Source organism: Pseudoflavonifractor gallinarum (genome assembly GCF_014982855.1).
GTDB lineage: Bacteria > Bacillota > Clostridia > Oscillospirales > Oscillospiraceae > Pseudoflavonifractor_A > Pseudoflavonifractor_A gallinarum.
This window is the reverse complement of record NZ_JADCKF010000009.1, coordinates 23,582-46,562: the sequence shown is the minus strand read 5'-3', so window position 1 is coordinate 46,562 and position 22,981 is coordinate 23,582. Positions and strand designations below refer to the sequence as shown.

General features: G+C 59.0%; 25 protein-coding genes, 1 tRNA gene and 1 other annotated feature. Of the genes, 16 read left to right on the top strand and 10 right to left on the bottom strand.

What is annotated here, in order from left to right; genetic code table 11:
* Positions 1 to 8: 8 nt before the first annotated feature.
* The 8 genes from INF37_RS10540 to ppdK all read left to right on the top strand — a co-directional run bounded on the left by INF37_RS10540 (position 9) and on the right by ppdK (position 8,310).
* A complete protein-coding gene (locus INF37_RS10540; RefSeq protein WP_193538208.1) occupies positions 9 to 1,337 on the top strand; it encodes a putative ABC transporter permease in 1,329 nt (442 codons plus the stop codon).
* Between the two features lie 58 nt (positions 1,338 to 1,395).
* Entirely contained in the window at positions 1,396 to 1,788 is a 393-nt protein-coding gene (locus tag INF37_RS10535) for a DUF3783 domain-containing protein (protein ID WP_193538206.1), read from the top strand.
* Positions 1,789 to 1,952: 164 nt separating this feature from the next.
* Positions 1,953 to 2,717: a threonine/serine exporter family protein gene (locus INF37_RS10530; RefSeq protein ID WP_235964301.1), complete on the top strand. Its 765-nt coding sequence runs from the start codon at positions 1,953 to 1,955 to the stop codon at positions 2,715 to 2,717.
* Positions 2,718 to 2,730: 13 nt separating this feature from the next.
* On the top strand, positions 2,731 to 3,207 hold the full coding sequence (locus INF37_RS10525; RefSeq protein WP_101691534.1) for a threonine/serine exporter family protein: 477 nt from the start codon (positions 2,731 to 2,733) through the stop codon (positions 3,205 to 3,207).
* 4 nt (positions 3,208 to 3,211) lie between these two features.
* Positions 3,212 to 3,901 (top strand): YjjG family noncanonical pyrimidine nucleotidase, encoded by a 690-nt coding sequence (locus INF37_RS10520; protein WP_193538204.1) that lies wholly within the window; start codon positions 3,212 to 3,214, stop codon positions 3,899 to 3,901.
* Between the two features lie 30 nt (positions 3,902 to 3,931).
* Entirely contained in the window at positions 3,932 to 4,879 is a 948-nt protein-coding gene (locus INF37_RS10515; protein ID WP_193538202.1) for a GDSL-type esterase/lipase family protein, read from the top strand.
* Positions 4,880 to 4,928: 49 nt separating this feature from the next.
* A complete protein-coding gene (locus INF37_RS10510; RefSeq protein WP_193538200.1) occupies positions 4,929 to 5,399 on the top strand; it encodes a DUF4358 domain-containing protein in 471 nt (156 codons plus the stop codon).
* Between the two features lie 277 nt (positions 5,400 to 5,676).
* Complete coding sequence (ppdK, locus tag INF37_RS10505) at positions 5,677 to 8,310, top strand: pyruvate, phosphate dikinase (RefSeq protein ID WP_193538198.1); 2,634 nt, start codon at positions 5,677 to 5,679, stop codon at positions 8,308 to 8,310.
* 149 nt (positions 8,311 to 8,459) lie between these two features.
* Here the strand turns inward: ppdK and INF37_RS10500 are convergent.
* A tRNA-Arg gene (locus tag INF37_RS10500) sits at positions 8,460 to 8,536 on the bottom strand.
* Between the two features lie 139 nt (positions 8,537 to 8,675).
* Here INF37_RS10500 and INF37_RS10495 point away from each other — a divergent pair.
* Entirely contained in the window at positions 8,676 to 9,035 is a 360-nt protein-coding gene (locus INF37_RS10495) for an arsenate reductase family protein (RefSeq protein WP_193538197.1), read from the top strand.
* A 45-nt stretch (positions 9,036 to 9,080) separates the two neighbouring features.
* Here INF37_RS10495 and pyrB read toward each other — a convergent pair whose 3' ends face one another.
* Positions 9,081 to 10,139 (bottom strand): aspartate carbamoyltransferase, encoded by a 1,059-nt coding sequence (gene pyrB / locus INF37_RS10490; protein ID WP_101691541.1) that lies wholly within the window; start codon positions 10,137 to 10,139, stop codon positions 9,081 to 9,083.
* Positions 10,140 to 10,311: 172 nt separating this feature from the next.
* On the opposite strand from pyrB, the gene INF37_RS10485 reads away from it, so the two are divergent.
* Positions 10,312 to 10,860: a putative ABC transporter permease gene (locus INF37_RS10485; protein ID WP_193538195.1), complete on the top strand. Its 549-nt coding sequence runs from the start codon at positions 10,312 to 10,314 to the stop codon at positions 10,858 to 10,860.
* A gap of 51 nt (positions 10,861 to 10,911) precedes the next feature.
* On the opposite strand, the gene INF37_RS10480 is transcribed toward INF37_RS10485, so the two are convergent.
* Positions 10,912 to 11,124 (bottom strand): hypothetical protein, encoded by a 213-nt coding sequence (locus INF37_RS10480; protein ID WP_193538193.1) that lies wholly within the window; start codon positions 11,122 to 11,124, stop codon positions 10,912 to 10,914.
* A 204-nt stretch (positions 11,125 to 11,328) separates the two neighbouring features.
* On the opposite strand from INF37_RS10480, the gene INF37_RS10475 reads away from it, so the two are divergent.
* The 3 genes from INF37_RS10475 to INF37_RS10465 all read left to right on the top strand — a co-directional run bounded on the left by INF37_RS10475 (position 11,329) and on the right by INF37_RS10465 (position 12,908).
* Positions 11,329 to 11,844: a gamma carbonic anhydrase family protein gene (locus INF37_RS10475; protein ID WP_193538191.1), complete on the top strand. Its 516-nt coding sequence runs from the start codon at positions 11,329 to 11,331 to the stop codon at positions 11,842 to 11,844.
* Between the two features lie 47 nt (positions 11,845 to 11,891).
* A complete protein-coding gene (locus INF37_RS10470) occupies positions 11,892 to 12,665 on the top strand; it encodes a hypothetical protein (protein WP_235964309.1) in 774 nt (257 codons plus the stop codon).
* A 69-nt stretch (positions 12,666 to 12,734) separates the two neighbouring features.
* On the top strand, positions 12,735 to 12,908 hold the full coding sequence (locus tag INF37_RS10465; protein ID WP_101691546.1) for a DUF1540 domain-containing protein: 174 nt from the start codon (positions 12,735 to 12,737) through the stop codon (positions 12,906 to 12,908).
* A gap of 80 nt (positions 12,909 to 12,988) precedes the next feature.
* On the opposite strand, the gene INF37_RS10460 is transcribed toward INF37_RS10465, so the two are convergent.
* The 7 genes from INF37_RS10460 to rsxC all read right to left on the bottom strand — a co-directional run bounded on the left by INF37_RS10460 (position 12,989) and on the right by rsxC (position 19,246).
* Positions 12,989 to 13,969 carry a pyrimidine reductase gene (locus tag INF37_RS10460; RefSeq protein WP_193538187.1) on the bottom strand — a complete coding sequence of 327 codons (981 nt, stop codon included), beginning with the start codon at positions 13,967 to 13,969 and terminating at the stop codon, positions 12,989 to 12,991.
* A 193-nt stretch (positions 13,970 to 14,162) separates the two neighbouring features.
* Entirely contained in the window at positions 14,163 to 15,029 is an 867-nt protein-coding gene (locus tag INF37_RS10455) for an RnfABCDGE type electron transport complex subunit B (protein WP_193538184.1), read from the bottom strand.
* Between the two features lie 15 nt (positions 15,030 to 15,044).
* A complete protein-coding gene (gene rsxA, locus INF37_RS10450; protein ID WP_207724952.1) occupies positions 15,045 to 15,635 on the bottom strand; it encodes an electron transport complex subunit RsxA in 591 nt (196 codons plus the stop codon).
* Positions 15,635 to 16,282 (bottom strand): electron transport complex subunit RsxE, encoded by a 648-nt coding sequence (rsxE, locus tag INF37_RS10445; protein ID WP_101691549.1) that lies wholly within the window; start codon positions 16,280 to 16,282, stop codon positions 15,635 to 15,637. The genes rsxA and rsxE overlap by 1 nt, the downstream gene beginning before the upstream one ends.
* A gap of 14 nt (positions 16,283 to 16,296) precedes the next feature.
* Positions 16,297 to 16,857, bottom strand: a complete 561-nt coding sequence (locus INF37_RS10440) for an FMN-binding protein (RefSeq protein WP_193538182.1) — start codon at positions 16,855 to 16,857, stop codon at positions 16,297 to 16,299.
* Positions 16,854 to 17,903, bottom strand: a complete 1,050-nt coding sequence (locus tag INF37_RS10435; protein WP_101691551.1) for an RnfABCDGE type electron transport complex subunit D — start codon at positions 17,901 to 17,903, stop codon at positions 16,854 to 16,856. Before INF37_RS10435 ends, INF37_RS10440 begins: the two co-directional genes overlap by 4 nt.
* On the bottom strand, positions 17,900 to 19,246 hold the full coding sequence (rsxC, locus tag INF37_RS10430; RefSeq protein WP_101691552.1) for an electron transport complex subunit RsxC: 1,347 nt from the start codon (positions 19,244 to 19,246) through the stop codon (positions 17,900 to 17,902). Before rsxC ends, INF37_RS10435 begins: the two co-directional genes overlap by 4 nt.
* Positions 19,247 to 19,660: 414 nt before the next feature.
* Positions 19,661 to 19,900: a binding site (T-box leader), on the top strand.
* A 51-nt stretch (positions 19,901 to 19,951) separates the two neighbouring features.
* On the opposite strand from rsxC, the gene ilvB reads away from it, so the two are divergent.
* The 3 genes from ilvB (at position 19,952) to INF37_RS10415 (ending at position 22,900) form a co-directional block, all read left to right on the top strand.
* Positions 19,952 to 21,661, top strand: coding sequence for a biosynthetic-type acetolactate synthase large subunit (gene ilvB, locus INF37_RS10425; protein ID WP_193538180.1), 1,710 nt, complete (start codon positions 19,952 to 19,954; stop codon positions 21,659 to 21,661).
* 15 nt (positions 21,662 to 21,676) lie between these two features.
* Positions 21,677 to 22,240 (top strand): acetolactate synthase small subunit, encoded by a 564-nt coding sequence (ilvN, locus tag INF37_RS10420; RefSeq protein WP_101691554.1) that lies wholly within the window; start codon positions 21,677 to 21,679, stop codon positions 22,238 to 22,240.
* 207 nt (positions 22,241 to 22,447) lie between these two features.
* The gene (locus tag INF37_RS10415; protein ID WP_193538178.1) at positions 22,448 to 22,900 is read left to right on the top strand and encodes a GNAT family N-acetyltransferase; all 453 of its coding nucleotides are present in this window, start codon (positions 22,448 to 22,450) and stop codon (positions 22,898 to 22,900) included.
* Positions 22,901 to 22,981 lie beyond the last annotated feature (81 nt).

Genomic DNA, 22,981 nt, shown 5'->3' with positions numbered 1-22,981 from the left:
GAGTCTTTATGACCTATTCTCTCTATCAACTTCTCTGGCTCTTCCTGCTCTACTCCCTTTTGGGCTGGTGTGCCGGCGTCGTGGCGTCCTCCCTGCGCAAACATGCGTTTATCAACACCGGTTTCCTCAACTTGCCCCTGTGCCCCATCTACGGCACGGCCGCCGTCCTCTTTTCCATTTTTCTCCCGGAACTGGCCCAAAACCTCTTCTTCCTCTTCCTGGGCGGCGCGGTACTCTCCGCCTTCCTGATCTTTGTGACCGGCTTCCTGCTGGAGCGCATTTTTCACCGGAAGTGGTGGGACTTCACCCAGCACCGTTTTCAGTTTGAGGGGTATATCTCGGTTCCCCTTCTGGCCCTCTGGGGCGCCCTGGCCGTGGTATGCATCCGGCTGGGGAATCCCCTTCTTCTGCATCTGACACAGCTCATCCCCCGTTCCGTCGGCCAGACCATTCTGGCTGTGGTCTACGGACTGGTGGGGCTGGACTTCCTGCTCTCCCTGGTCTCGGTCCTCCAGCTGCGCTTCCGGGTCAAAAAGCTCACCGAACTGGAGGAGGATTTCCGCAATCTGTCCAATCAGTTCGGAAATGCCATTACCGGACGCATTCAGCGCCGTGTGATCCACGCCTATCCCAACCTGGAAACCGAAAAAATCGTCAAAACACAGAAGGAAGCTAACCGCCGGGAAAAGTCCCTTGTCTTTGCACAGGGCTGCTGCTTTCACAAGCTGGTGTGGCTCTTTGTCATCGCCGCCTTTTTGGGCGATATCATTGAGACGGTCTTCTGCCGCTTTACCCTTGGCTGGTGGATGAGCCGTTCCAGCGTGGTCTGGGGCCCCTTCAGCGTGGTGTGGGGACTGGGCGCAGTCATGCTCACCGCGGCCCTCTATAAATACAAGGATAAGAGCGACGGCTCCATCTTTTTGGCCGGGACCATCCTGGGCGGCGCCTATGAATATGTGTGCAGCGTCTTTACCGAGCTGGTCTTCGGCACCATCTTCTGGGATTACAGCCACCTCCCCTTCAACCTGGGCGGGCGGATCAATCTGCTCTTCTGCTTCTTCTGGGGGATCGCCGCAGTGGTCTGGCTCAAGTACATCTACCCCCCGCTCTCCCGTCTCATCGAGCGCATTCCCATCCGCTGGGGCCGTGTGGGAACCTGGGTCCTTCTGGTCTTTATGGTGTGCAATATGTCCCTCTCCGCCCTGGCGTTGGCCCGCTACTCCCAGCGTCAGACTCAGCCGGATGCCCCTCAAAATGCCGTGACCGCTTTCCTGGATGCCCGCTTCCCCGACGCACGGATGGAACGGATCTATCCGAAGGCTGAAATTGTAAACTGAATTCTCCACATTTTACGGCTCCGTTGTGGAAAATCTATTATGCTAGGAGGTCTTCTTCATGCCCAAATCCCAGGGACTTGTCCTCTATTATAACGCTTCCACCCCGCAGGAAGCCGCGAAAGCCCGCCTCGTTTTCATCCGTATGGGTCTGAGGATCAAGCTGATCTCCACGGAAGAATTGGGACAGGCGGTGGGCTCCTTTGCAGGTCTGGAAGTACCGCCCCCTCCCGCCGCCGATCCTGTTTCCATTGAGGAGAGCATTCTGGTCTTCTCCGGCCTTCCGGGGCGTGCGCTGGATCAGACGCTGGCCGCCCTGCGCAAGGCCGGGATCCCCCGCTCGGTCTACAAGGCCGTCCTGACCCCTGGAAATGCCTCCTGGTCTTTCTATCAGCTCTATCAGGAGCTCTGTAAGGAGCGGCAGGCCATCGAAGATGGCAATTCTCCCGATTGACTTCGACAATCCTCTATTTTATTAAGCAAGATTATAAAATTTTTCTCAAAAACAACTTTTTACTTGTCCCGTGCGTCAAAAAGAGGTAAGCTTAGTGTTCGGTAGCGATCGGACGCAGGGCTTACCCCTGCCGTCAGTCTATGGAAAGGCAGGTGCGGCGCACTTTGAGCATCAATTATGACCAGCTTCTGGATCTGGCCACCGAGCTTGGCTTCCGTCTGATGGAGACGGGAGCCGAGATCTACCGGGTGGAGGAATCCGTACAATACATTCTGCGGGCATACGGTGTGGAGACCGGCGAGGTCTTTGCCATTCCCAACTGCCTGATCGTCAGTCTCACCGATACCGCAGGGCACGCCAGCACACGGGTGCGGCGGATCCCCGCCCACGGAACGGACATCTCGCTTCTGGAGTCCTACAACGAATTCTGCCGGAACATCGTACAGTCCCCTCCCCCGCTGGAGGAGGCCCTGAAACGCATGGAGGCCATCTCCGCCCGGCACTTCGTCTACCCCTTTCCCGTGATGCTCCTGGCCTATTTTGTGGGCGGAGGGGCATATTCTCTGTTTTTTGGCGGGGACTGGACCGACGGCATCTGCGGCGGACTGTGCGGCGTGGCCATCGGGCTGTGTCTCCGGCTACTGGGCCCCCTTGGCGCCAACTCCTTTGTGCGCACCATGGCCGCCGGAGCGGTAGCTGCCCTGTGCGCACTGGTTCTGGTGGGCATGGGTCTGGGACACAATCCGGACTTTATCACCATCGGCGCGCTGATGATCCTGGTGCCGGGGATCGCCTTTACCAATGCCATGCGGGATATCATGGCCGGCGATCTGACCTCGGGGGTCAACAAAGTGGTGGAGGCCCTCCTCATCGCCACCGCCATCGCACTGGGAACCGGCTTTGTTCTGAGCCTGGCTCCGGCGGTCTAAGGGGGTGGATGTGTTGGAACTGTTCACCTTCTCCTACTTTCTCCCCTGTCTCTACGCCTTTGTGGGCTGCGTGGCATTTGCCGTCTCCTTCAATATCCACGGCCGTGAGATCCCCATTTCCGCCCTGGGCGGCGCGGTAGGCTGGCTGGTCTATCTGCTCTCCGCCCCCTGGTTCCCGGGTGAGGTCGTGCGGTATTTTCTGGCCTCCCTGGCCCTCACCGCTTACTGCGAGGGGATGGCCCGGGTGCGCAAATGTCCCGCCACTTCCTATCTTCTGATCTCGATTTTCCCTCTGGTCCCGGGCGCCGGCATCTACTATACGATGGAGTATGCCGTCCACGGTGAGACCGCCCTCTTCCTTCAGCAGGGAATGGAGACGCTGAGCCTGGCCGGCGCGCTGGCGCTGGGCATCCTGCTGGTGACCTCCATCATGCGTATGTGGACCCTCTTCTGCCGCCGGACCAGGCGGACTTCCGCGCAAAGGAGATGATCTCTTGCCCCTCTACGACTATGTGCTCTTTGATGCGGACAACACCCTGTTTGACTTCGATCTGGCCGAGCGCCGGGCGCTCCAGGCCGCGCTGGAGGCCCACGGCTATCCCTTCAATGACCTGACGGAGCAGCTCTATCTCTCCGTGAATCGGGCGCTCTGGCACCGGTTTGATCTGGGCACCATTGACAAGGATACCCTCCTGCGGGAGCGCTTTGCCGTCTTTTCCCGTGTGATGGGCGGAGAGGACGATCCGGAGGAATTCAACCGCTTCTATCTGGACCGCCTGGCCGAGGGGAGCGATCTGCTTCCCGGTGCAGAGGCCCTCTGCCGCGCCCTTGCGCCCCACTGCACCCTGGCCATTGTCACCAACGGTGTCTCCCATGCCCAGCGGGGCCGCTTCTATGCCTCGCCCCTCCCGCCCCTCTTTTCCGGGCTGTATATTTCCGGCGAACTGGGCGTGAGTAAGCCCCAAAAGGCCTTTTTTGATGCAGTCCTTCAGGACCTGCATATCCCGTCCCATGCCCGTACTGTCGTGGTAGGGGATAATCTGCTCTCCGATATTCAGGGCGGGATCAACGCGGGTCTCGACACCATCTGGTACAATCCCCGGAAGCTTCCCAATCCCAACGGCCCGTTCCCCACATTTGAGGTATCGGATTTTGACGCGCTGCGCACGCTGCTCCTGTGCTGATTTTATTTCCTGAAATGAGGTACATATCCCATGTCTAACGTCAAGCGTTCCTCTTACCGCCGCCCGCCCCGGCGTCCCTCTCTCCCTCTGCTGGCCGCCGGCCTGGTGGTCTGCGCAGGACTGCTGCTGGCGCCTACGCTGACCCGCGCATTTTCGTCGGATTCCCCGTCTTCCTCCAGTCCCACCCCCTCCCCTTCTGCGGCCGCTCCCTCCGTGACTCCGGTGGCCCCTTCCGTTGCCACGCCGCCTCCTGCCGCGCTGAGCGCCGCGCCCCAGGCTTCTCCCACCCCCGCGCCTGCTGCCGAGTCCCCTGCGCCTGCCGGTAACGGTACCTACGACTATACCAAGCCGGCTCCCGCCTCCGACCCGGTCGATATGTCCTATTTCTCCGACGCGCTCTTTATCGGCGACTCCCGTACCGAGGGTCTCCAGCTTTACAGCGGTATTGAGGGCGCCTCCTTCTACTGCTACAAGGGCATCACCATTTTTGACGTGATGCAGGAGAATCCCAAAAAGCTCATCACCATCAACGGGCAGAAATATTCCATTGTGGACGCGCTCTCCGCTGAGGCCGGGAAGTACAGCAAGGTGTACATCTCCCTCGGCATCAACGAGCTGGGCTATTACGACGACCAGGGCTTCCACGACAAATTTGCCGCCCTCATCGATCACATTCGGGAAACCCAGCCCAACGCCATTATCTATCTCCAGAATCAGGTGCCGGTCAATCCCACGCTCTGCGCCAAAAACTGGCCCTCTTATGTAAACAACGACAAGGTCGCCGTCTACAACGGCATCTTTGAGCAGCTCGCTGAGGAGAAGCAGGTGGTTCTGCTGGATGTGGCCTCTGCCCTCTCCAACTCCGACGGGATCCTGGCCCAGGAAAACACCGTGGATGGCGTGCATTTCACCACCAGCTGGTACAAGACCTGGCTCACCTATCTGATGAATCACACCGTGGACCCCGCTCTCCTGTAACCCATGTGACCTACATGACACTATAACAATAGAAAGGAAGTCTTGCTCCATGCGTCCCTCCCTCTTCTGGCGGCTTCTTCCTCTGGCTGCCCTCTGTCTCCTGCTCTCTGCCTGCGGCGGAAAAGCTGCCACCCCCTTTGATCCTGCGGCCACGGCCCAAGCCCTTCAGGACTCCGGCGCCTTTTCTGAGCCTCTGGAGTCCATGTCCCAGGACCTGGCCTGCGGGACTCTCTACGCCATTGACAGCGCCGATGTGACCGGATGTGCCGTCTACACCACGCCCACCGCCGGCGCGGAAGAGATCGCCGTCTTCACCCTGGTGGATGAGGATGCCGCGAAGAGTGCCCTGGATGCTCTGACCCAGCGGGTCGCGGACCAGAAGGAGGCGCTGGAGAATTACCAGCCCGACGAGGTCTCCAAGCTGGACAACGCTATTTTGGAGCAGCGGGGCAACTCCGTCCTGCTGGCAGTGGCCGCCGATGCGGATGCTGCGCAAAAGGCGCTGGACGCCCTGAAGTAAGCAGAATTTTGATACGGCCTGGTGGAGAATGTGCCATTCTCTACCAGGCCGCTTTTTTGTGGCTATCTTTTCCTTCCTCTTTTTCCAAATCATACAGGCTTTCGGCACCTGCTTTTGCAATCCTCATCCAAGAAAAGGCGCTTTTTTTCTTTTCTGTGCAATTAAATGAATATCTCTGTCTCTTTTTAGACTATATATAATTTTTGACAGTTTTACTTGCATTCTTTTGTGAAAATGCTATAATGCAAAGTGTCAAAGCTTTGAGGAGGAATGTCACATGGGCCACAAATATGTTTATCAGTTCAGTGAAGGCAACGGCAAAATGCGTGAGCTGCTGGGCGGTAAAGGCGCCAACCTGGCCGAGATGACCAATCTCGGTATGCCTGTACCCCAGGGCTTTACCGTAACCACCGAGGCCTGCACTCGTTATTATGAGGATGGCCGTGCCATCGCCCCGGAGATCCAGGCTGAGATCCTGGAGTACCTCTCCAAACTGGAGGAGACCACCGGAAAGCAGTTTGGCAACGCCTCCAATCCTCTGCTGGTCTCGGTGCGCTCCGGCGCCCGTGCCTCCATGCCCGGCATGATGGACACCATCCTGAACCTGGGCCTCAACGACAGCGTCGTGGTGGGCCTGGCTGAAAAATCGAAAAATCCCCGCTTTGCCTATGACTCCTACCGCCGCTTTATCCAGATGTTCTCCGACGTGGTCATGGAGCTCTCCAAGAGCCGCTTTGAGGAGATCATCGATGATGTCAAGGCCAAAAAGGGCGTCGTACACGACATCGATCTGGATACCGAGGATATGAAGACCCTGGTAGAGCGCTTCAAGGCCTTCTACAAGGACGAGAAGGGCGAGGACTTCCCCCAGGACCCCAAGCAGCAGCTGATGGAGGCGGTAAAGGCCGTCTTCCGCTCCTGGGATAACGACCGCGCCAACGTCTATCGCCGCATGAACGAGATCCCCTATGACTGGGGCACCGCCGTCAACGTGCAGTCCATGGTCTTCGGCAACTTCGGCAGCACCTCCGGTACCGGCGTGGCCTTCACCCGCAACCCCGCCACCGGCGAAAAGCACCTGTTCGGCGAGTACCTCATCAACGCTCAGGGCGAAGACGTGGTGGCCGGTGTCCGCACTCCCAGCAATATCTCCAAGCTCCAGGAGGAGATGCCCGAGGTCTACAACCAGTTCGCCGCCATCGCCTCCAAGCTGGAGCAGCACTATAAGGACATGCAGGATATGGAGTTTACCATTGAAAATGGCAAGCTCTATATGCTCCAGACCCGCAACGGCAAGCGTACCGCCGCCGCCGCCCTGAAGATCGCGGTGGATCTGGTGGACGAGGGTGCCATCACCGAGAAGGAGGCCGTCCTCCGCGTGGAGCCCAAGCAGCTGGACTCCCTGCTCCATCCCCAGTTCGATGCCGACGCCCTCAAGAAGGCAGTGCCCATCGGCAAGGGCCTGGCCGCCTCTCCCGGCGCTGCCTGCGGCAAGGTGGTCTTTACCGCCGAGGACGCCAAGGAGTGGACCGACCGGGGCGAGCAGGTCATCCTGGTCCGCCTGGAGACCTCTCCTGAGGATATCGAGGGCATGCACGCAGCCAAGGGTATCCTGACCGTTCGCGGCGGCATGACCTCTCACGCCGCCGTGGTGGCCCGCGGCATGGGCACCTGCTGTGTTTCCGGCTGCGGTGAGATCGTGGTGGACTACGCCAAGAAGCAGTTTGAGCTGGGCGGCAAGGTCTATCAGGAGGGCCAGTACATCTCTCTGGACGGCTCTACCGGCAACATTTACGGTGAGGCCATCCCCACCGTTCCCGCCGACGTCTCCTCCGGCGACTTCGGCCGTTTCATGGAGTGGGCTGACCGCTACCGCCAGCTGGAAGTCTACACCAATGCCGATACCCCCACTGACGCCCGCCAGGGCCGCGCCTTTGGCGCCCAGGGCATCGGTCTGTGCCGTACGGAGCACATGTTCTTTGAGGAGAGCCGCATCAAGGCCATGCGCGAGATGATCGTGGCCGACAACGAGGCCGACCGCCGCCGCGCTCTGGCGAAGCTCCTCCCCTTCCAGCAGAGCGATTTTGAGGGCATCTATGAGGCTATGGAGGGCCATCCGGTGGTCATCCGCTTCCTGGATCCCCCGCTGCATGAGTTCCTTCCCACTAAGGAAGAGGATATCCGGGAGATCGCCAACGAGATGGGCATCACCGTGGAAAAGCTCCACAATGTCATCAGCAGCCTCCACGAGTTTAACCCCATGATGGGTCACCGCGGCTGCCGCCTGGCTGTCTCCTATCCCGAAATCGCCGAGATGCAGGCCACCGCTATCATTACTGCCGCCCTGAACGTGCAGAAGAAGCATCCCGATTGGACCATGGTCCCCGAGATGATGATCCCCCTGGTGGGCGAGGTCAAGGAGCTCAAGTACGTCAAGGACGTGGTGGTTTCCGTCGCTGACAAGCTGATCGCCGAGTCCGGTCTGTCCATGAAGTATGAGGTGGGCACCATGATCGAGATCCCCCGCGCCGCTCTCACGGCGGACGAGATCGCCAAGGAGGCTGAGTTCTTCTCCTTCGGCACCAACGATCTGACCCAGATGACCTTCGGCTTCAGCCGTGATGATGCTGCCAAGTTCCTCAGCTATTACTATGACAAGAAGGTCTACGAGTCCGATCCCTTCGCCCACCTGGATCAGAAGGGTGTTGGCAAGCTGGTCGACATGGCGGTCAAGCTGGGCCGCTCGGTCCGTCCCGAGATGCACCTGGGCATCTGCGGTGAGCACGGCGGCGATCCCACCAGCGTGGAGTTCTGCCACCGCGTGGGTCTGAACTATGTCTCCTGCTCTCCCTATCGCGTGCCCATCGCCCGTCTGGCTGCTGCTCAGGCCGCTATCAAAAATCCGCGGTAATCGCACAATATAAGATAGTAATCGGAGTGGCGCTGCATTAGCAGCGTCACTCCTTTTTCCATGCTGCCGGTCAGTGAATCTTTCCCCGGCCCCGCTAAATATAAATGCAAAAAAGAGCCTGTAACCAATACAGTTACAGGCTCTCGCTCTGGCACGCCCGAAGGGACTCGAACCCCCAACCCTCAGAACCGGAATCTGATGCGCTATCCAATTGCGCTACGGACGCATATGAACTTTTCCCAAGTACCCAATTATTATAGCAGGCTTTCCTCATTTTGTAAAGGGCTCTTTGCGGATTTCTTTCCAGCTTCCTCTTGCAAGTTTTGGGATTCTCCGTTAAAGTAGAGAAAAAGGAGTGAAACAACATGATCTTTCTCTGCTACCCCAAGTGTACCACCTGCCAAAAGGCCAAGGCCTGGCTGGATGCCCATGGCGTTTCCTACACCCTGCGGGATATTAAGCTGGACAATCCCTCCCTCAGCGAGTTGAAAGACTGGCACAGCCGCAGTGGTTTGCCCCTCAAGCGCTTTTTCAACACCAGCGGCCTTCAGTACCGGGCCCTGGAACTCAAGGACCGCCTTCCTTCCATGCCGGAAGAAGAGCAATACGCTCTGCTTGCCTCGGACGGAATGCTGGTCAAACGCCCCATGCTCATCGCGGAAGACTTTGTTCTGGTGGGCTTCAAGGCGCCCGACTGGGCTGACCGGCTTGGAATACAGGAATAACAAAACCGGCGCACGGAAAACATTCCGCGCGCCGGTTTTTCTCAATTAATGCAGGGCTGCGTCGCAGTAGGCACAGCAATCCACACCGCCGTTCTGCTTGACCAGGGGGGGCAGATAGGGGTCGGTCTGGGTAATGCAGCGGGGATTGGAGCAGACCGGAGTCGTACCGATCTCCACCGCCTCCGGCTTGATGCGGGGCTGGTTGGCCAGGTCCGCCAGCAGAGCCATACGGGAGAACATGCCGTACCGGGCCTGCTCAAAATAGGCTGCACGGGGATCGTCGTCCACGTCCAGGGCGATCTCATCCACACGGGGCAGGGGATGCATGACCAGCATGTTCTTGCGGGCCCGCTCCAGCTTGCGCTTGGTCAGGACATAGATACCCTTGTTGCGCTCGTACTCCAGGGGGTCCACAAAACGCTCCCGCTGGATACGGGTCATATAGAGGACATCCAGCTGGGGAATGACGTTCTCCAGACCGGTAACCTCCACGCTCCACAGGTTCTTCTCCTTCATGAAGGCACGGATATACTCCGGGATGGCCAGCTCGCGGGGAGAGATGAGGTAGAACTTCACATTGTCGAACTTGGCCAGCGCCTTGATGAGGGAGTGGACCGTACGGCCGTTCTTCAGGTCACCGCACAGACCGATGGAGATGCCATCCACACCGCCCAGCATCCGGGTAATGGTGGTCAGATCGGTCGTGGTCTGGGTGGGGTGCATGTGTCCGCCGTCGCCTGCATTGATCACAGGCACATCGGAATACAGGGAAGCGGCTTTGGCCGCGCCCTCCCGGGGGTTACGCATGATAACCACGTCGGCATAGCCGGACACCATCTTGATGGTGTCCTTCAGGCACTCGCCCTTTGCCACCGAGGAGGATTTGGGATCGGCAAAGCCAAACACCGTTCCGCCCACCCGCAGCATGGCGGTCTGGAAGGAAAAGTTGGTCCGGGTAGAAGGCTCAAAAAAAAGTGTGGAGGCCACACGACCCCGACACACATCCATAAAATCGGCGGGGTGGTCAATAATAGCACTGGTGCTCTTGTACAGCGCTTCCCACTCCGCCCGAGACAGATCCCCAAAATCGATCAGATGTCGCATACCATCTTCTCCATTCCTTGTCGTATTTTTTTCGTATTATCTTACCACATTTTAAGGAACTCGACAAGAATCTCGAGCCATTTTCTTTCTTGCCATTTTGCCAAAATCTCGCCTGTATTTTTTTCTTTCCCCCGGTCATGCTAGACAAAACGGGCCGGAGGAGGAATTCGACGTGGAATGGTTTTGGTATTTTGGGATTTATAGTTTCCTGGGCTTCTGTCTGGAAGTGCTTTTTGCGCGGGCAACACACCAGTCCAAGCGGGATCGAAAGTGCTTTTTTCTCCTGCCTCTCTGCCCGGTCTATGGTCTGGGTGCACTGTGGATTCTGGCGCTCCCCGCCCCTGTCCGCCAGAGTAATCTTCTCCTGTTTTTTGGCTCCGCTTTGGCCGCAACCGGAGCAGAGTATCTCATGTCCCTCTTCTATGAACGGCTGACCGGAGTACATTTCTGGGATTACCGGCATCTCCCCTTCCAGCTCCACGGCAGGGTATGCCTGCTCTTTTCTATCTTTTGGGGCATGCTCGGTGTGGGTGCGGTCCGTGTTCTTCACCCGCTGGTCGCTCAGTTTACCGCGCTCATTCCGTCTTTTTTATGGCCCCTTGCGGCATGTCTGCTTCTGCTGGACGGAGCCCTTACGCTGGTCCTCCTGCGGCGCACCCACAGCACCGACATTCTGTGCTGGTATCGCCGTGTTTCCAGACTGCCTTTGCGCGACTCCTGATGCAGAGAGAGGGGCGGAAGCTCCGCCCCTCCCCATATCAAACGTCTTTGCTCAGGCTTTCTGCAGCGCTTCCATTACCTCATCGATCTTCTTCTGCGGCAGATAGGCTCCCGCAAAGGCCAGCAGCTGCTCCAAGGTCACGGTATTGGCCGCTCCGGTAAGGGGATGCTTGAGGACGGCGGGCAGCTTTTTTTGCAGGACGCTCCGGCTCCGGGGATCTGCCAGCAGCTGCCCCACCGTGATCTGATTGTGCTTTAAGTCCATGGTACATTCCTCCTGTTGTGGTGATACCTCACTCTATGCACGACCCAAATCAAATTTTACACGCGCCCCTGCGGACTCGTCCTCTTTTTCCCAGGCTTGCGGCTTTCTCGCATACGCATTATAATAAAAGTGACGGTCTGGCGGCTCAACGGCCCTGTCCGGCCTTGTCCACATGCCGCAATCCAAGAACGGAGGAATTCACATATGATCAAATCCTTTGAAGGACATACACCCCAGCTCCATCCCGATGCCCGGGTCGCGGAAAATGCCACCCTGGTGGGACAGGTCACCCTGGAGGCGCGCTCCAGTGTCTGGTATGGTGCGGTCCTCCGCGCCGATACCACCACCATCCATGTCGGGGCCGGCTCCAACCTTCAGGATGGCTGCATGGTGCATGGAGACGAGGGATTCCCCGTTCAGGTCGGTCAGGACGTGACCGTGGGCCACGGGGCGATCCTGCACGGCTGTACGGTGGGCGATCGCTGTGTCATCGGCATGGGCGCGACCCTCCTCAACGGCTGTGTGATTGGCGAGGACTCTCTCGTGGCTGCCGGGGCCCTGGTGACCCAGAACACGGTGATTCCGGCGGGCAGTCTGGTCATGGGCTCTCCCGCCAAAGTCCGCCGTGCGCTCACAGAGGAGGAAAAGGCGGGCAACCTGGAGTCCGCCCGGGAATATGAGCATCTCTCCCTCCAGCTTTCGGCGGAGGGCTCCCGATGAAACGTTGGCGTGATTCCTCGTTCCGCGCCCAGGTGAAAAGTTCCCCCATGGTGGCCCGTCTTTATCAAATTCTCCGGCTTCTGGTAATTTGGGTTATGATCGCCCAGTTTTTCAACGGGAACTTTGAAAATGTCTTCCTGTGTATCCTGACCCTGATCCTGTTTCTGGTTCCCAGCTTTATTGAGCGGAAGATCCAGATCGATCTGCCCGACACGCTGGAAGTCATCATTCTCCTCTTTATTTTTGCCGCGGAAATTTTGGGTGAAATCCGTGCCTACTACATCTCCATCCCCTACTGGGATACTATGCTCCACACCCTCAACGGCTTTCTCTGCGCCGCCATTGGCTTCTCCCTGCTGGATATCCTCAACCGGCATGAGCGGCTCTCCTTCTCCCTCTCGCCCCTGTATCTGGCCATAATGGCCTTCTGCTTCTCCATGACCATCGGCGTGCTGTGGGAGTTCTTTGAGTGCACCATGGACGTGTTTTTCCATCTGGATATGCAGAAGGATACCGTCGTAAACACCATCTCCTCGGTCATGCTGGACCCCAACGGCGGCAATGTCCCCACGGCCATCCATAATATCACCGACGTCATTGTGGTCACCGCGGACGGAAGCGAGATCCCGCTGGGCCTGGGAGGCTATCTGGATATCGGCATTCTGGATACCATGAAGGACCTGTTCGTGAATTTTATCGGCGCAGTGGTCTTTTCCTTCATTGGCTACTTCTATGTAAAGTCCCGGGGCAAGGGACGCTTCGCCCGGCGCTTCATCCCCCAGGTGCTTCCGGAAACCCCCAGTTCTGAACCGAAAAAATAATGCCCGGTACGTATGCTTCTCTCCTGTGCGGATATACTAAGATCATCACCGCAAAGGAGGAAATGCGTTATGAACAACCAGGTCAATCACAACATCAAGTGCTCCGTCTCCAGCTGTGCGCATCACTGCGAGCAGAACTGCTGCACCCTCAACGAGATCAAGGTGGGCTGCTGCGGCGCCGCCGCTCCCAAGAGCTGCGACTCCACCGAGTGCGCCTCGTTCCAGCTGCGCAGCAGAGGCTGAGGCCGCTGAGTCCGGAGGCTGCTCCGGTCTGACGCAAACGTCCCCGGTTCCCACACAATGGGAACCGGGGACGTTTCTACTTATTTTTCCGCGCCGCGGCGCAGTCCGTAGATCATCTTCTGCCGGGTGCATATAAAGTTCTTTTCATGCAGCGCAATGGAGAGGAAGTCCGAGTGGGGATGCTCCTCCGCACCAAAATGCAGAAACGCACCAAACCCCACCTGTCCTGCCGCAAACACGGTGGAATAGTTCATAAACATCTCATCCATAGCCTCAATGCTCATGAGATAGGTCATATAGGAGGGGGACTCCACCATCACACGCTCCATCCCCAGGTACTTGAGTACCTTCAGCATGGCAAGCCCGTCGGTAACCGCTCCCGTTCCCGTGGCCAAAACGATTCGCTCTCCGGATGCGGCGGCCGCCTGTACCGCGTCCACGTCCACCTCTTCCGCGCTGGTGTAGGGCCCCAGTGCCCGGAAGCTCCAGGGACAATGGGCCCGGACATACTCCAATCCATCCGGAGAAGTCGCCACCACCACAGGGGCGTCCACATCAAAGAGCATATGGTCAAAGAGAAGATCCGTGCCGTCAAAAGAGACCACGATATGGGCCGGACAGTAGTGCTTCATCCCCATCTGCGTGGTGCGCAGGCTGGCAAGCTCCTCATCAAAGCAGTTGGCCCACATCACCTCGTTGGTATGCAGTGTCCGCGCCCCGATGATCACGCCATCCGCATAGAAGCGCAGCATATTCAGTACCCAAAAGTCGGCCAGCGCCCCATCGGGGTCCCGGAAATTATTTCCCGCAATCTTTTCGCCATGCCGGTCGTCGGTAAAGGAAATCTTTCCGTCCACCGACTCTACAATCGAGGCAAACAGATAGGGCCGGTCTGCGGGCGCCGGGGGAAAATACACATCGCCATACACCTGACGAATTTTCTCCGGCGTGGGTGCGTCGGGGGAAATGGCCCGAATGGCCGCCAATGCCTCTTCATCACGCATCAGGGGTGTCAGCCGGATCTGCTCTACCGGAAAATCCATCGTTACAAACTTCTCCATCTACCGTTTCATCCTTCCGCGCTTAAATTCCGCAAATCATTCTATTTTTGCGGCTATATTTCGATTTTATAGCATAAAATTCAAGTTGTCAACGCATTAGTAGTACTAATGAAAATTTTTCCAATTAAAACAGGCAAATAAATACGACCAGCCCCGGACAATCGTCCGGGGCTGGTCGTACAAATTGCAGATTTTACTCCGCTGCCTCAGGCTTGGCAGCAGCGGGGGCCGCCTTGGGGGCGGCGGGCTTCACCTCGGGGACCTTTCCGTCCACAGTGATGAGCTTGCGGGGACACTTCTGGGCGCACAGGCCGCAGCCCACGCACTTGTCATAGTCAATGACAGCCAGATTCTTGTCCACGGTGATGGCTTCCTTGGGGCAGGCCTTGGCGCACAGACCACAGCCGATACAGCCGTTGTCGCACACCTTGCGCACGTCAGCACCCTTGTCCTTGGAGGAACAGGTGATGGCCACGTGGCGCTTGGTCTTGTAGGGAGCCAGCAGGATGATGTGGCGGGGACAGGCGTCCACGCACTTCTTACAGGCCTTACACTTCTCCTCGTCCACCTTGGCCACGCCGTCCACCACGTGGATGGCGTCAAAGGGACACACGGCCTCACAGGTGCCGAAGCCCAGGCAGCCGAAGGAGCAGCCGGCAGGGCCGCCGCCGGGCAGGCGGGCGGCAGCAGCACAGTCGTGGATACCCACATACTCGTACTGCTCGTGGCCACGGCAGCCGCCGGTGCACTGCACTTGGGCAATCATCTTGGCGGAGGCCTCAGCCTTCACGCCCATGATCTCGGCGATCTGGGCCGCCACGGCGTCGCCGCCGGCAGCACAGCAGTTGGTGGCAGCCTTACCAGCCACCACGGCAGCGGCATAGCCGCTGCAGCCGGGATAGCCGCAGCCGCCGCAGTTGGCGCCGGGCAGGCAGGCAGAAATGGCCTCTTCACGGGGGTCCTTCTCCACGGCAAAGGCCTTGGAGGCATAGGCCAGGATCAGACCGAAGATCGCGCCCAGCACGCCGAGCACGACAACAGCAGCAATAACAGTGTTCATTCTTTCCAGCCTCCCTTAAAATACCTTCAGGCCGGAGAAGCCCAGGAAGGCCAGGGCCAGCAGGCCGGCGGTCACCAGCGCGATGGGGAAGCCCTCAAAGGCCTTGGGGCACTCGGCAAACTCCAGCCGCTCCCGCACGCTGGCGAAGAGCACGATGGCCAGCAGGAAGCCCACGCCGCCAGTGACGCCGTAGACCAGGCTCTCGATGAAGCCATAGCTGTTCTGGGTATTCTGGAGCACCACGCCCAGCACGGCGCAGTTGGTGGTGATGAGGGGCAGGTACACGCCCAGAGCCTCATACAGAGAAGGCATAGCCTTCTGGAGGAACATCTCCACGAACTGCACCAGGGAGGCGATGACCAGGATGTAGGTCACGGTCTGCATAAAGACCAGATTGAACTTCTCCAGAATGAAGTGGTTGATGGGCCAGCACACGGCGCTGGCCACGCCCATGACGAAGATAACGGCCATGCCCATACCCATGGCAGTATCGATCTTCTTGGACACGCCCATAAAGGGGCAGATGCCCAGGAACTGGGCGAAAATGAAGTTGTTGACCAGGATCGCGCCCAGTGCGATGCCAAAGAGTTCGGTGAAACTCAGCATTACTTGGCCACCTCCTCTTTTTTGTCACTGCCCTTCTTGGGCTTGTTGAGGAAATACTGCATGGCAGCGATCACCACGGCCAGGGTCAGGAAGCCGCCCACGGGCAGGATCATACCCAGTGCGGGGATGCCCTCCGGAATGAGGCGGATGCCGTCGCCGCCGTTGAGGATGCCGCCGCCAAAGGTGCCGTTGCCCAGGAACTCACGGATCACACACATGATGACCAGGATCACGGTGTAGCCCAGACCCTGGAAGATACCATCCAGGGCGGAGGCCGCCACGCCGTTCTTGGAGGCGAAGGACTCGGCACGGCCCAGGATGATACAGTTCACCACGATCAGGGGAATGAAGAGGCCCAGGCTCTCGGACAGGCTGGGGAGATAGGCCTTGAGCAGCAGGTCCACGATGGTCACAAACCCGGCGATCACGACGATGTAGCAGGCGATACGCACCTTGCTGGGGATGATCTTACGCAGCAGGGAGATAACGATATTTGCGCAGGTCAGGATGACCAGCACCGAGATACCCATGCCGATGCCGTTGAAGAGCGTGGTGGTGATCGCCATGGTGGAGCACATGCCCAGGAGCTGAACGGTGACGGGATTCTGATAAATCATGCCGTCCAGAAATTGCTTTTTCACATTCATTTACAATACCCTCCTTAGCCCAGGCTGGCGGCGGCCGCCAGCGCGCTGGTGACGCTCTCGCACACGCCGCGGGAGGTGATGGTGGCGCCGGTAAGGGCGTTGATCTCGCCGCCGTCCTTGGTGACGGAGACCTTGCCGCTCTGCCCCACAAACTGGGCCTGCCAATCCGGCTTGCCGGCGTTGGAACCCAGACCGGAGGTCTCACCGGTCTCAACGATGGAGATGCCGGTGCAGGTGCCGTCGGTCCCAACACCAACCATCACGCTCAGCGTACCGCTGAAGGAGGTGGCGGGCTTGACCTGGACCACATAGCCGGCGTCGCCGGCCTGGTACACGGCCTGCACGGTGGAATCCTCTCCGGTGTACTCCACGGGGGTGTAGACGCCGTCCTCCGTGGGGAGCACGGCCTGCATGGCCTCCGCGGTCTTTTTCTCGGTGTTCAGCTTAATCTGAGGCGCGGTAATCATATTGACCGCACCCAGCAGCAGGGCGGTGATCAGGCTGATAGCGGTCAGAACCACAACCAGCATGGCCAGGCTCGGCTCTTTCTTTTTGTTCATCACGATCTCGCTCATTTCGCCGCGCCCTCCTTTGCCTTGGCCTTCATTTCCTTGGTGACGCCGAAGCGGCCGGGCTTTCCGGCCTTATCCAGCAGCCACACGCAGATGTTCATCAGCAGGATGGCATAGCTGACACCCTCGGGATAGCCGCCGAAGTAGCGGATGAAGATGGTCAGCAGGCCGCAGCCAATGCCGAAGTAGATCTCGCCCATCTTAGTCACGGGGCTGGTCACATAGTCGGTCGCCATGAAGAAGGCGCCCAGCATCAGACCGCCGCCGCACAGGTTGTAGAGCATCCAGTCCACCCGGGCAATGCCGCCCTGGGGGAAGAGGAAGCAGAGCACCGCCACGGTGGCGAGATAGGCCACGGGGATGCGGGCGCGGATGACGCCGCGCCAGATGAGGTAGATGCCGCCCAGCAGCAGGAGCAGCGCGGAGACCTCACCCAGGCAGCCGCCCACGTTGCCCACAAAGAGGTTGGCCAGACCGTCGGCAGGCAGGGTGTGCACATTGGTGCCGGTGGCCACATCCAGATGGGCGTGCAGAGAGGCCATGGGGGTGGCGCCGGTCACCGCGTCAGCGGCGGAAAAGACGCCCGCCCAGTTCTTCACACCGGGCAGCACCCAGGTGGTCATGGCGATGGGGTAGCACATCATCAGGAAGGCACGGCCGCCCAGCGCGGGGTTCATAAAGTTCTGACCCAGGCCGCCGAAGAGCTGCTTGACCACCACGATGGCGAAGAAGTCGCCGATCAGGAGGGTCCAGTAGGGCAGCGTCACGGGGCAGACAAAGGCCAGCAGCACGCCGGTAACGGCGGCGGAGAAATCTCCGTTGGCCGAGGGCTTTTTCAGGAGCTTGCGGTAGCCCCACTCGAAGAATTCACAGCCCAGCACCGACACCACGGTCATGGTCAGGGCGCGGGGACCAAAGACATACACCGCCATACACAGGGCGGGAACCAGAGCGATGAGCACATCCAGCATCAGCCGGCTGGTGTTCACCGGGGAACAGACATGGGGGGAGGAAGCCACGGAGAGCTTCAGATTCTTGGTGTCAATCATGCTTTCTTAGCCTCCTTCTCTGCCTCGGCCTTACGCTTCATGGCCAGGGTACGGATCTCGAACTTGGCCATCCGGAAGGACTGGACCAGGGGCACACGGGCAGGGCAGATGTAGTTACAGGAACCGCACTCGATGCAGTCCATCAGGTGCAGGCCCTCGGCCTCATCCCAGCGGCGCTTCTCAGCATACAGGTGCATGTACACAGGGGTCAGGTGCATGGGGCAGACGTTGACGCAGCGTCCGCAGCGGATGCAGGTGGGATTCTCCACATGCTCGGCCGCCTCGGCCTTGGTCATGCACAGCACGCCGTTGTTGCCCTTGATGGTGCAGGCGGACAGGTCGTAGGCGGCAATGCCCATCATGGGGCCGCCCAGCAGGACCCGGTCGGGGGTCTCCTTGAAGCCGCCGGCCTCTTCCACCAGGTGCTCAATGGGGGTGCCGAAGGGCACCAGCACGTTGCGGGGCTCAGCCAGAGCGCCGCCGGTGAGGGTGACGATGCGCTGGGTGAGGGGCTTGCCCTCCACCACGGCGTCATACACCGCAGCGGTGGTGCTGGCGTTGAACACGGCGCAGCCCACGTGGGCGGGCAGTCCGCCGGGGGGCACCTCGCGGCCGGTGATGCGCTGGATGAGCTGCTTTTCTGCGCCCTGGGGGTAACGGGTGCGGCACACCACGATCTCGATGCCGCCGTCCGCCAGGCTCTTCATCTTCTCAATGGCGTCGGGCTTGTTGTCCTCGATGCCGATATAGGCCTTGTTCAGGTTGAAGGTCTTCATCAGGATCTTCAGGCCCTTGATGATGCGCTCGCCATCCTCCAGCATGAGCCGGTGGTCGGAAGTCAGATAGGGCTCACACTCCGCCGCGTTGACGATGAGCGTGTCCACCTTGCCGATGCCGGAGCTGATCTTCACGTGGGTCGGGAAGCCTGCGCCGCCCATACCGGTGATACCGGCCTCCTTGACGATGTTGATGATCTCGTCGGTGGTCAGCTTCTCATAGTCGGGATGGGGGGTCAGCTCGGAGCCAAAGGTATTCTGGAAGTCGTTCTCGATCACGACCGCCATCACCTTGCCGCCGCCGCAGTAGGGACGGGGCTCAATGGCCACGACCTTGCCGGAGACGCTGGCATGGATGGGCGCGCCCAGGCCGGTCACCTCCGCGATCTTCTGACCGACGGTCACCTGATCGCCCACCTTTACCACAGGTGCGCAGGGTGCTCCCACGTGCATGGACATGGCCAGAGCCACCTGAGCCGGGGCCTTGCGCAGCGGCTCGACTGCCTTGGTGCAGGTCAGCTCCTTGTGCTCATTGGGATGCACGCCGCCATAAAAGGATAATTTCATAGGTCCACCTCACAAATCAGGCCCCTCCCGGGGCCAGTCTCGGACGGAAACTGTGGCACGTTTCCGCCGCTCTCTTTTCCGTGCGAAACCGCACTTTCAAACAGATACTATCATATCGCAGCCAGCCGAAAAAGTCTAGTGATTCCGCAAAAAAATTACGCTTTTTTCTATAAACCATTCAGTTTATCCTTATATCACTTTTTTTCGTTCGAAAATATAGCCTCTTTTTTCCGCCAGAGGTCGATCTTGGCTTGCTTTTCTTTCCATTTTCACTATACTTTAAAGCGCTAGTGCGCTGTCTTTGTAAAAAACCACAGTTGACAAATGTCCGTCTCAGGAGTATTCTTATCATAATTTCACTCTCCGCCGCAGAGGCCTCGTTCCAGGCTTCCGTCGGGCGGAAATTATGAATCGTCAAAGGCGATGACTGGGCAAGTAGAAGCGGTGGAAATGCGCAGAGAGGGAGCGGATGGTGTAAGCTCCCGGGACCGCCGCACCTCGAACATCACCCAGGAGCAGCGGGTTGAACCCGGGGACATACCCCGCCAGTAGGCTCTGCCGGTTTCCCCTCCGTTAGCGGGGCAGCAAGTGCGCGGGAGCATGGTTTCTGCGAATTAAGGTGGTACCACGGAGTATAGCGGCTTCGTCCTTTCAGGACGAGGCCGTTTTGCGTATATAGACCAGTATGAAGGAGGCCCTAGACCTATGAGAATGAAATGTTCCCAAATTCTGATGGAGTGTCTGCTGGAGCAGGGCGTGGATACGGTATTTGGCTATCCCGGAGGCACGATCCTAAACATCTATGATGAGATGGAGCTGCACGGATACAAGAACAAGATCCGCCATATTCTGACTGCCCATGAGCAGGGCGCCTCCCACGCCGCCGACGGATATGCCCGCTCCACCGGCAAGGTGGGCGTGTGCTTTGCCACCTCCGGACCGGGCGCCACCAACCTGACCACCGGCATTGCCACCGCCTACTACGACTCCTCTCCGGTGGTCTTTATCACCTGTAACGTGGTGGAAAGCCTCATCGGCAAAGACTCCTTCCAGGAGGTGGACATTACCGGCATCTCCATGCCCATCACCAAGTGCAACTACCTGGTCAAGGACCCGGACCAGCTGGCCGACGTGGTGCGGGAGGCCTTTGCCATCGCCCGTTCAGGCCGTCCCGGCCCGGTGCTCATCGACATTGCCAAAAATGTCACCGCCTCGGAGGCCGACTATGAGCCCCTCCCCGTCTCGGAGCACGGCCGCCACGGCCGCCTGGGTGCCATGCTGCGCCGCTCCAGCCACGACCTCAAGACACCTGAGCCCGACTATGGAGACATTGAAAAGCTCCTCTCCATGATCGAGGAGGCCAAGCGTCCCCTCATTCTGGTGGGCGGCGGCGTCATCCGCTCCAAGGGCGCGGTGCCCGAGTTCCGCAGATTCTTTGAGCGCCTGGGTGCGCCGGTTGCCTCCACCATCATGGGCGGCGGCGCCTGTCCCGGCAACCACCCCCTCTTTACCGGCATGATCGGTATGCACGGCTCCCATGCGTCCAACATCGCCTCCAGCCAGTGCGACCTGCTCATCGCCATCGGCTGCCGGTTTTCCGACCGGGTGGCCACCGATCCAGCCACCTTTGCCAGCCAGGCCAAGATCGTACATATCGACATCGACCGGGCCGAGATCGACAAGAACGTCCAGACCGACCACCACATCATCGGCGACGCAAGACGTGTGCTGGAGCTGCTCAATGAAAAACTCCCCGCCCACGACTATCCCGAGTGGAAGGAGTTCGTCTTCTCCCACAAGGAGGTCCCCTTTGTCCAGGACGGTATCCTCCACCCCCACGAGATCCTGGAGACCATCTCCGATGTCACCGATGGCCAGGCCATCATCGCCACCGACGTGGGCCAGCATCAGATGTGGTCGGCCCAGTACTATCACTTCTCCCGTCCCGGCCAGCTGGTCACCTCGGGCGGCTTCGGCACCATGGGCTTTGGCCTGGGGGCCGCCATGGGCGCCAAGGTGGGAAATCCCGACCAGACCGTGGTGCTCTGCACCGGCGACGGCTGCTTCCGCATGAACTGCCACGAGCTGGCTACCGTGGAGCACTATCATATCCCAGTTATCATTGTCATCTTCGACAACGGCACGCTGGGCATGGTCCGCCAGTGGCAGCACCTCATCTACGGGGAGCGCTACTCCCAGACCGACCTGGACCGCGGCCCCGACTTTGTCAAGCTGGCAGAGGCCTATGGCCTCCGCGGCGCCCGGGCCAAGACCCAGGCAGAATTTGAGGCCGCCCTGCGCACCGCCGTGAACAGCGGTGAGGCCTGGGTCATCGACTGCGCCATCGACAAGGACGCCATGGTCCATCCCATGGTGCCCGGCGGCGCACCCGCAACCGAATTTCTGCTGGATTAAAAGGAGGGGAACGCCATGAAATCCAATCCGATCACGATAACCCGCCACACCCTGTCGGTCCTGGTGGAGAACTCCGCCGGCGTTCTCTCCCAGGTCTCCCGGCTCTTCTCCCGCAAGGGCTACAACATCGAATCCCTGGCGGTGGGCACCACCGATGACCCGGCAGTCTCCCGTATCACCATTGAGGTCATGGGGGACGCCAAGACCATCGAGCAGGTCATGAACCAGCTCAGCAAGCTCTTCTGCGTCTACTCGGTGCAGGAGCTGCTGCCCGAGCGCTCCATCCGCCGGGAGCTGGTCATGTTCAAGGTCAAGGCCGAGACCCCCGACATCCGCAACGAGATCATCCAGATCGCCAACATCTTCCGGGCGTCCATCATCGACGTCTCCCTCAAATCCCTGACCCTCGCCCTCATCGGTGATGAGAACAAGGCCGAGGCCATGCAGGGCCTGCTGGAGGCCTTCGGCATTCTGGAGCTGGTCCGTACCGGCATGGTGGCGCTGGAGCGCGGCGCCTACACCATCAGCGACGACAACAAGGAAAAGGCCGAGTTCAACCTGGGCAAGAATTTCCTGTAAGAGCCACCAGCCCCGATAGAGGCCAAGCGTTTCGCACGAAAAACATGGGCCTTAGCAAATTCCACAGAGGCCTCTGTGTTTTCATATATAGATATTTCTTTCTTCAAGGAAAGGGGGAGATCAGGTATGAAATTGTATGAAAACAAGTTCCTGTCAACCAAAGGGAGGGTTTTCATCCGTTAGCCCTCCCGCTGTAAAGGAGGAAATATGGACTGTATTACCTTACAGGAAGTTGATGAATCCAACTTTCTTGCCTGCTTTTCCCTGAAATTAGATGCCCAGCAGGAGAAATTTGTATCCCACCCTATTCGAAGTCTGGCCCAGGCGTATGTATACCGCAAGCAGTGTACTCCTTTTGCGGTCTGCCGCGCCGGTCAAGTGATCGGATACCTGATGGTCATCTATGACTACGACGAAGAGGCTTACTTTATTTGGCATCTGATGATTGATGCCCAGTACCAGGGCAGGGGCTATGGGCGAGCGGCCATGGAGTCGGCACTTGATTATATCCGTTCTAAGCCCTTTGGAGATTCCGACATCGTCCGGCTGACCGTTAACCCGGAAAATTCCGCCGCCTGTCATCTGTACCAGACCCTGCATTTCTCTGCTACCGGCCGGGCAGACGAGGATGAGATCGAGTTGGAACGAGTACTGGATTGACTTCCGTGCCCTGCAGGGCACGCCCGCATTGGGGATGCCGCCCAAATCTTTTCCGAGATTGTAACCTAGTTATCATTCTTT

What these genes read in the sequence shown, in the direction of transcription:
- INF37_RS10540 (WP_193538208.1), top strand. Translation starts at nt 9, where the DNA reads ATGACCTATTCTCTCTATCAACTTCTCTGGCTCTTCCTGCTCTACTCC.
- INF37_RS10535 (WP_193538206.1), top strand. Translation starts at nt 1,396, where the DNA reads ATGCCCAAATCCCAGGGACTTGTCCTCTATTATAACGCTTCCACCCCG.
- INF37_RS10515 (WP_193538202.1), top strand. Translation starts at nt 3,932, where the DNA reads ATGTCTAACGTCAAGCGTTCCTCTTACCGCCGCCCGCCCCGGCGTCCC.
- INF37_RS10510 (WP_193538200.1), top strand. Translation starts at nt 4,929, where the DNA reads ATGCGTCCCTCCCTCTTCTGGCGGCTTCTTCCTCTGGCTGCCCTCTGT.
- ppdK (WP_193538198.1), top strand. Translation starts at nt 5,677, where the DNA reads ATGGGCCACAAATATGTTTATCAGTTCAGTGAAGGCAACGGCAAAATG.
- INF37_RS10495 (WP_193538197.1), top strand. Translation starts at nt 8,676, where the DNA reads ATGATCTTTCTCTGCTACCCCAAGTGTACCACCTGCCAAAAGGCCAAG.
- pyrB (WP_101691541.1), bottom strand. Translation starts at nt 10,139, where the DNA reads ATGCGACATCTGATCGATTTTGGGGATCTGTCTCGGGCGGAGTGGGAA.
- INF37_RS10480 (WP_193538193.1), bottom strand. Translation starts at nt 11,124, where the DNA reads ATGGACTTAAAGCACAATCAGATCACGGTGGGGCAGCTGCTGGCAGAT.
- INF37_RS10475 (WP_193538191.1), top strand. Translation starts at nt 11,329, where the DNA reads ATGATCAAATCCTTTGAAGGACATACACCCCAGCTCCATCCCGATGCC.
- INF37_RS10470 (WP_235964309.1), top strand. Translation starts at nt 11,892, where the DNA reads ATGGTGGCCCGTCTTTATCAAATTCTCCGGCTTCTGGTAATTTGGGTT.
- INF37_RS10465 (WP_101691546.1), top strand. Translation starts at nt 12,735, where the DNA reads ATGAACAACCAGGTCAATCACAACATCAAGTGCTCCGTCTCCAGCTGT.
- INF37_RS10460 (WP_193538187.1), bottom strand. Translation starts at nt 13,969, where the DNA reads ATGGAGAAGTTTGTAACGATGGATTTTCCGGTAGAGCAGATCCGGCTG.
- INF37_RS10455 (WP_193538184.1), bottom strand. Translation starts at nt 15,029, where the DNA reads ATGAACACTGTTATTGCTGCTGTTGTCGTGCTCGGCGTGCTGGGCGCG.
- rsxA (WP_207724952.1), bottom strand. Translation starts at nt 15,635, where the DNA reads ATGCTGAGTTTCACCGAACTCTTTGGCATCGCACTGGGCGCGATCCTG.
- rsxE (WP_101691549.1), bottom strand. Translation starts at nt 16,282, where the DNA reads ATGAATGTGAAAAAGCAATTTCTGGACGGCATGATTTATCAGAATCCC.
- INF37_RS10440 (WP_193538182.1), bottom strand. Translation starts at nt 16,857, where the DNA reads ATGAGCGAGATCGTGATGAACAAAAAGAAAGAGCCGAGCCTGGCCATG.
- INF37_RS10435 (WP_101691551.1), bottom strand. Translation starts at nt 17,903, where the DNA reads ATGATTGACACCAAGAATCTGAAGCTCTCCGTGGCTTCCTCCCCCCAT.
- rsxC (WP_101691552.1), bottom strand. Translation starts at nt 19,246, where the DNA reads ATGAAATTATCCTTTTATGGCGGCGTGCATCCCAATGAGCACAAGGAG.
- ilvB (WP_193538180.1), top strand. Translation starts at nt 19,952, where the DNA reads ATGAGAATGAAATGTTCCCAAATTCTGATGGAGTGTCTGCTGGAGCAG.
- ilvN (WP_101691554.1), top strand. Translation starts at nt 21,677, where the DNA reads ATGAAATCCAATCCGATCACGATAACCCGCCACACCCTGTCGGTCCTG.
- INF37_RS10415 (WP_193538178.1), top strand. Translation starts at nt 22,448, where the DNA reads ATGGACTGTATTACCTTACAGGAAGTTGATGAATCCAACTTTCTTGCC.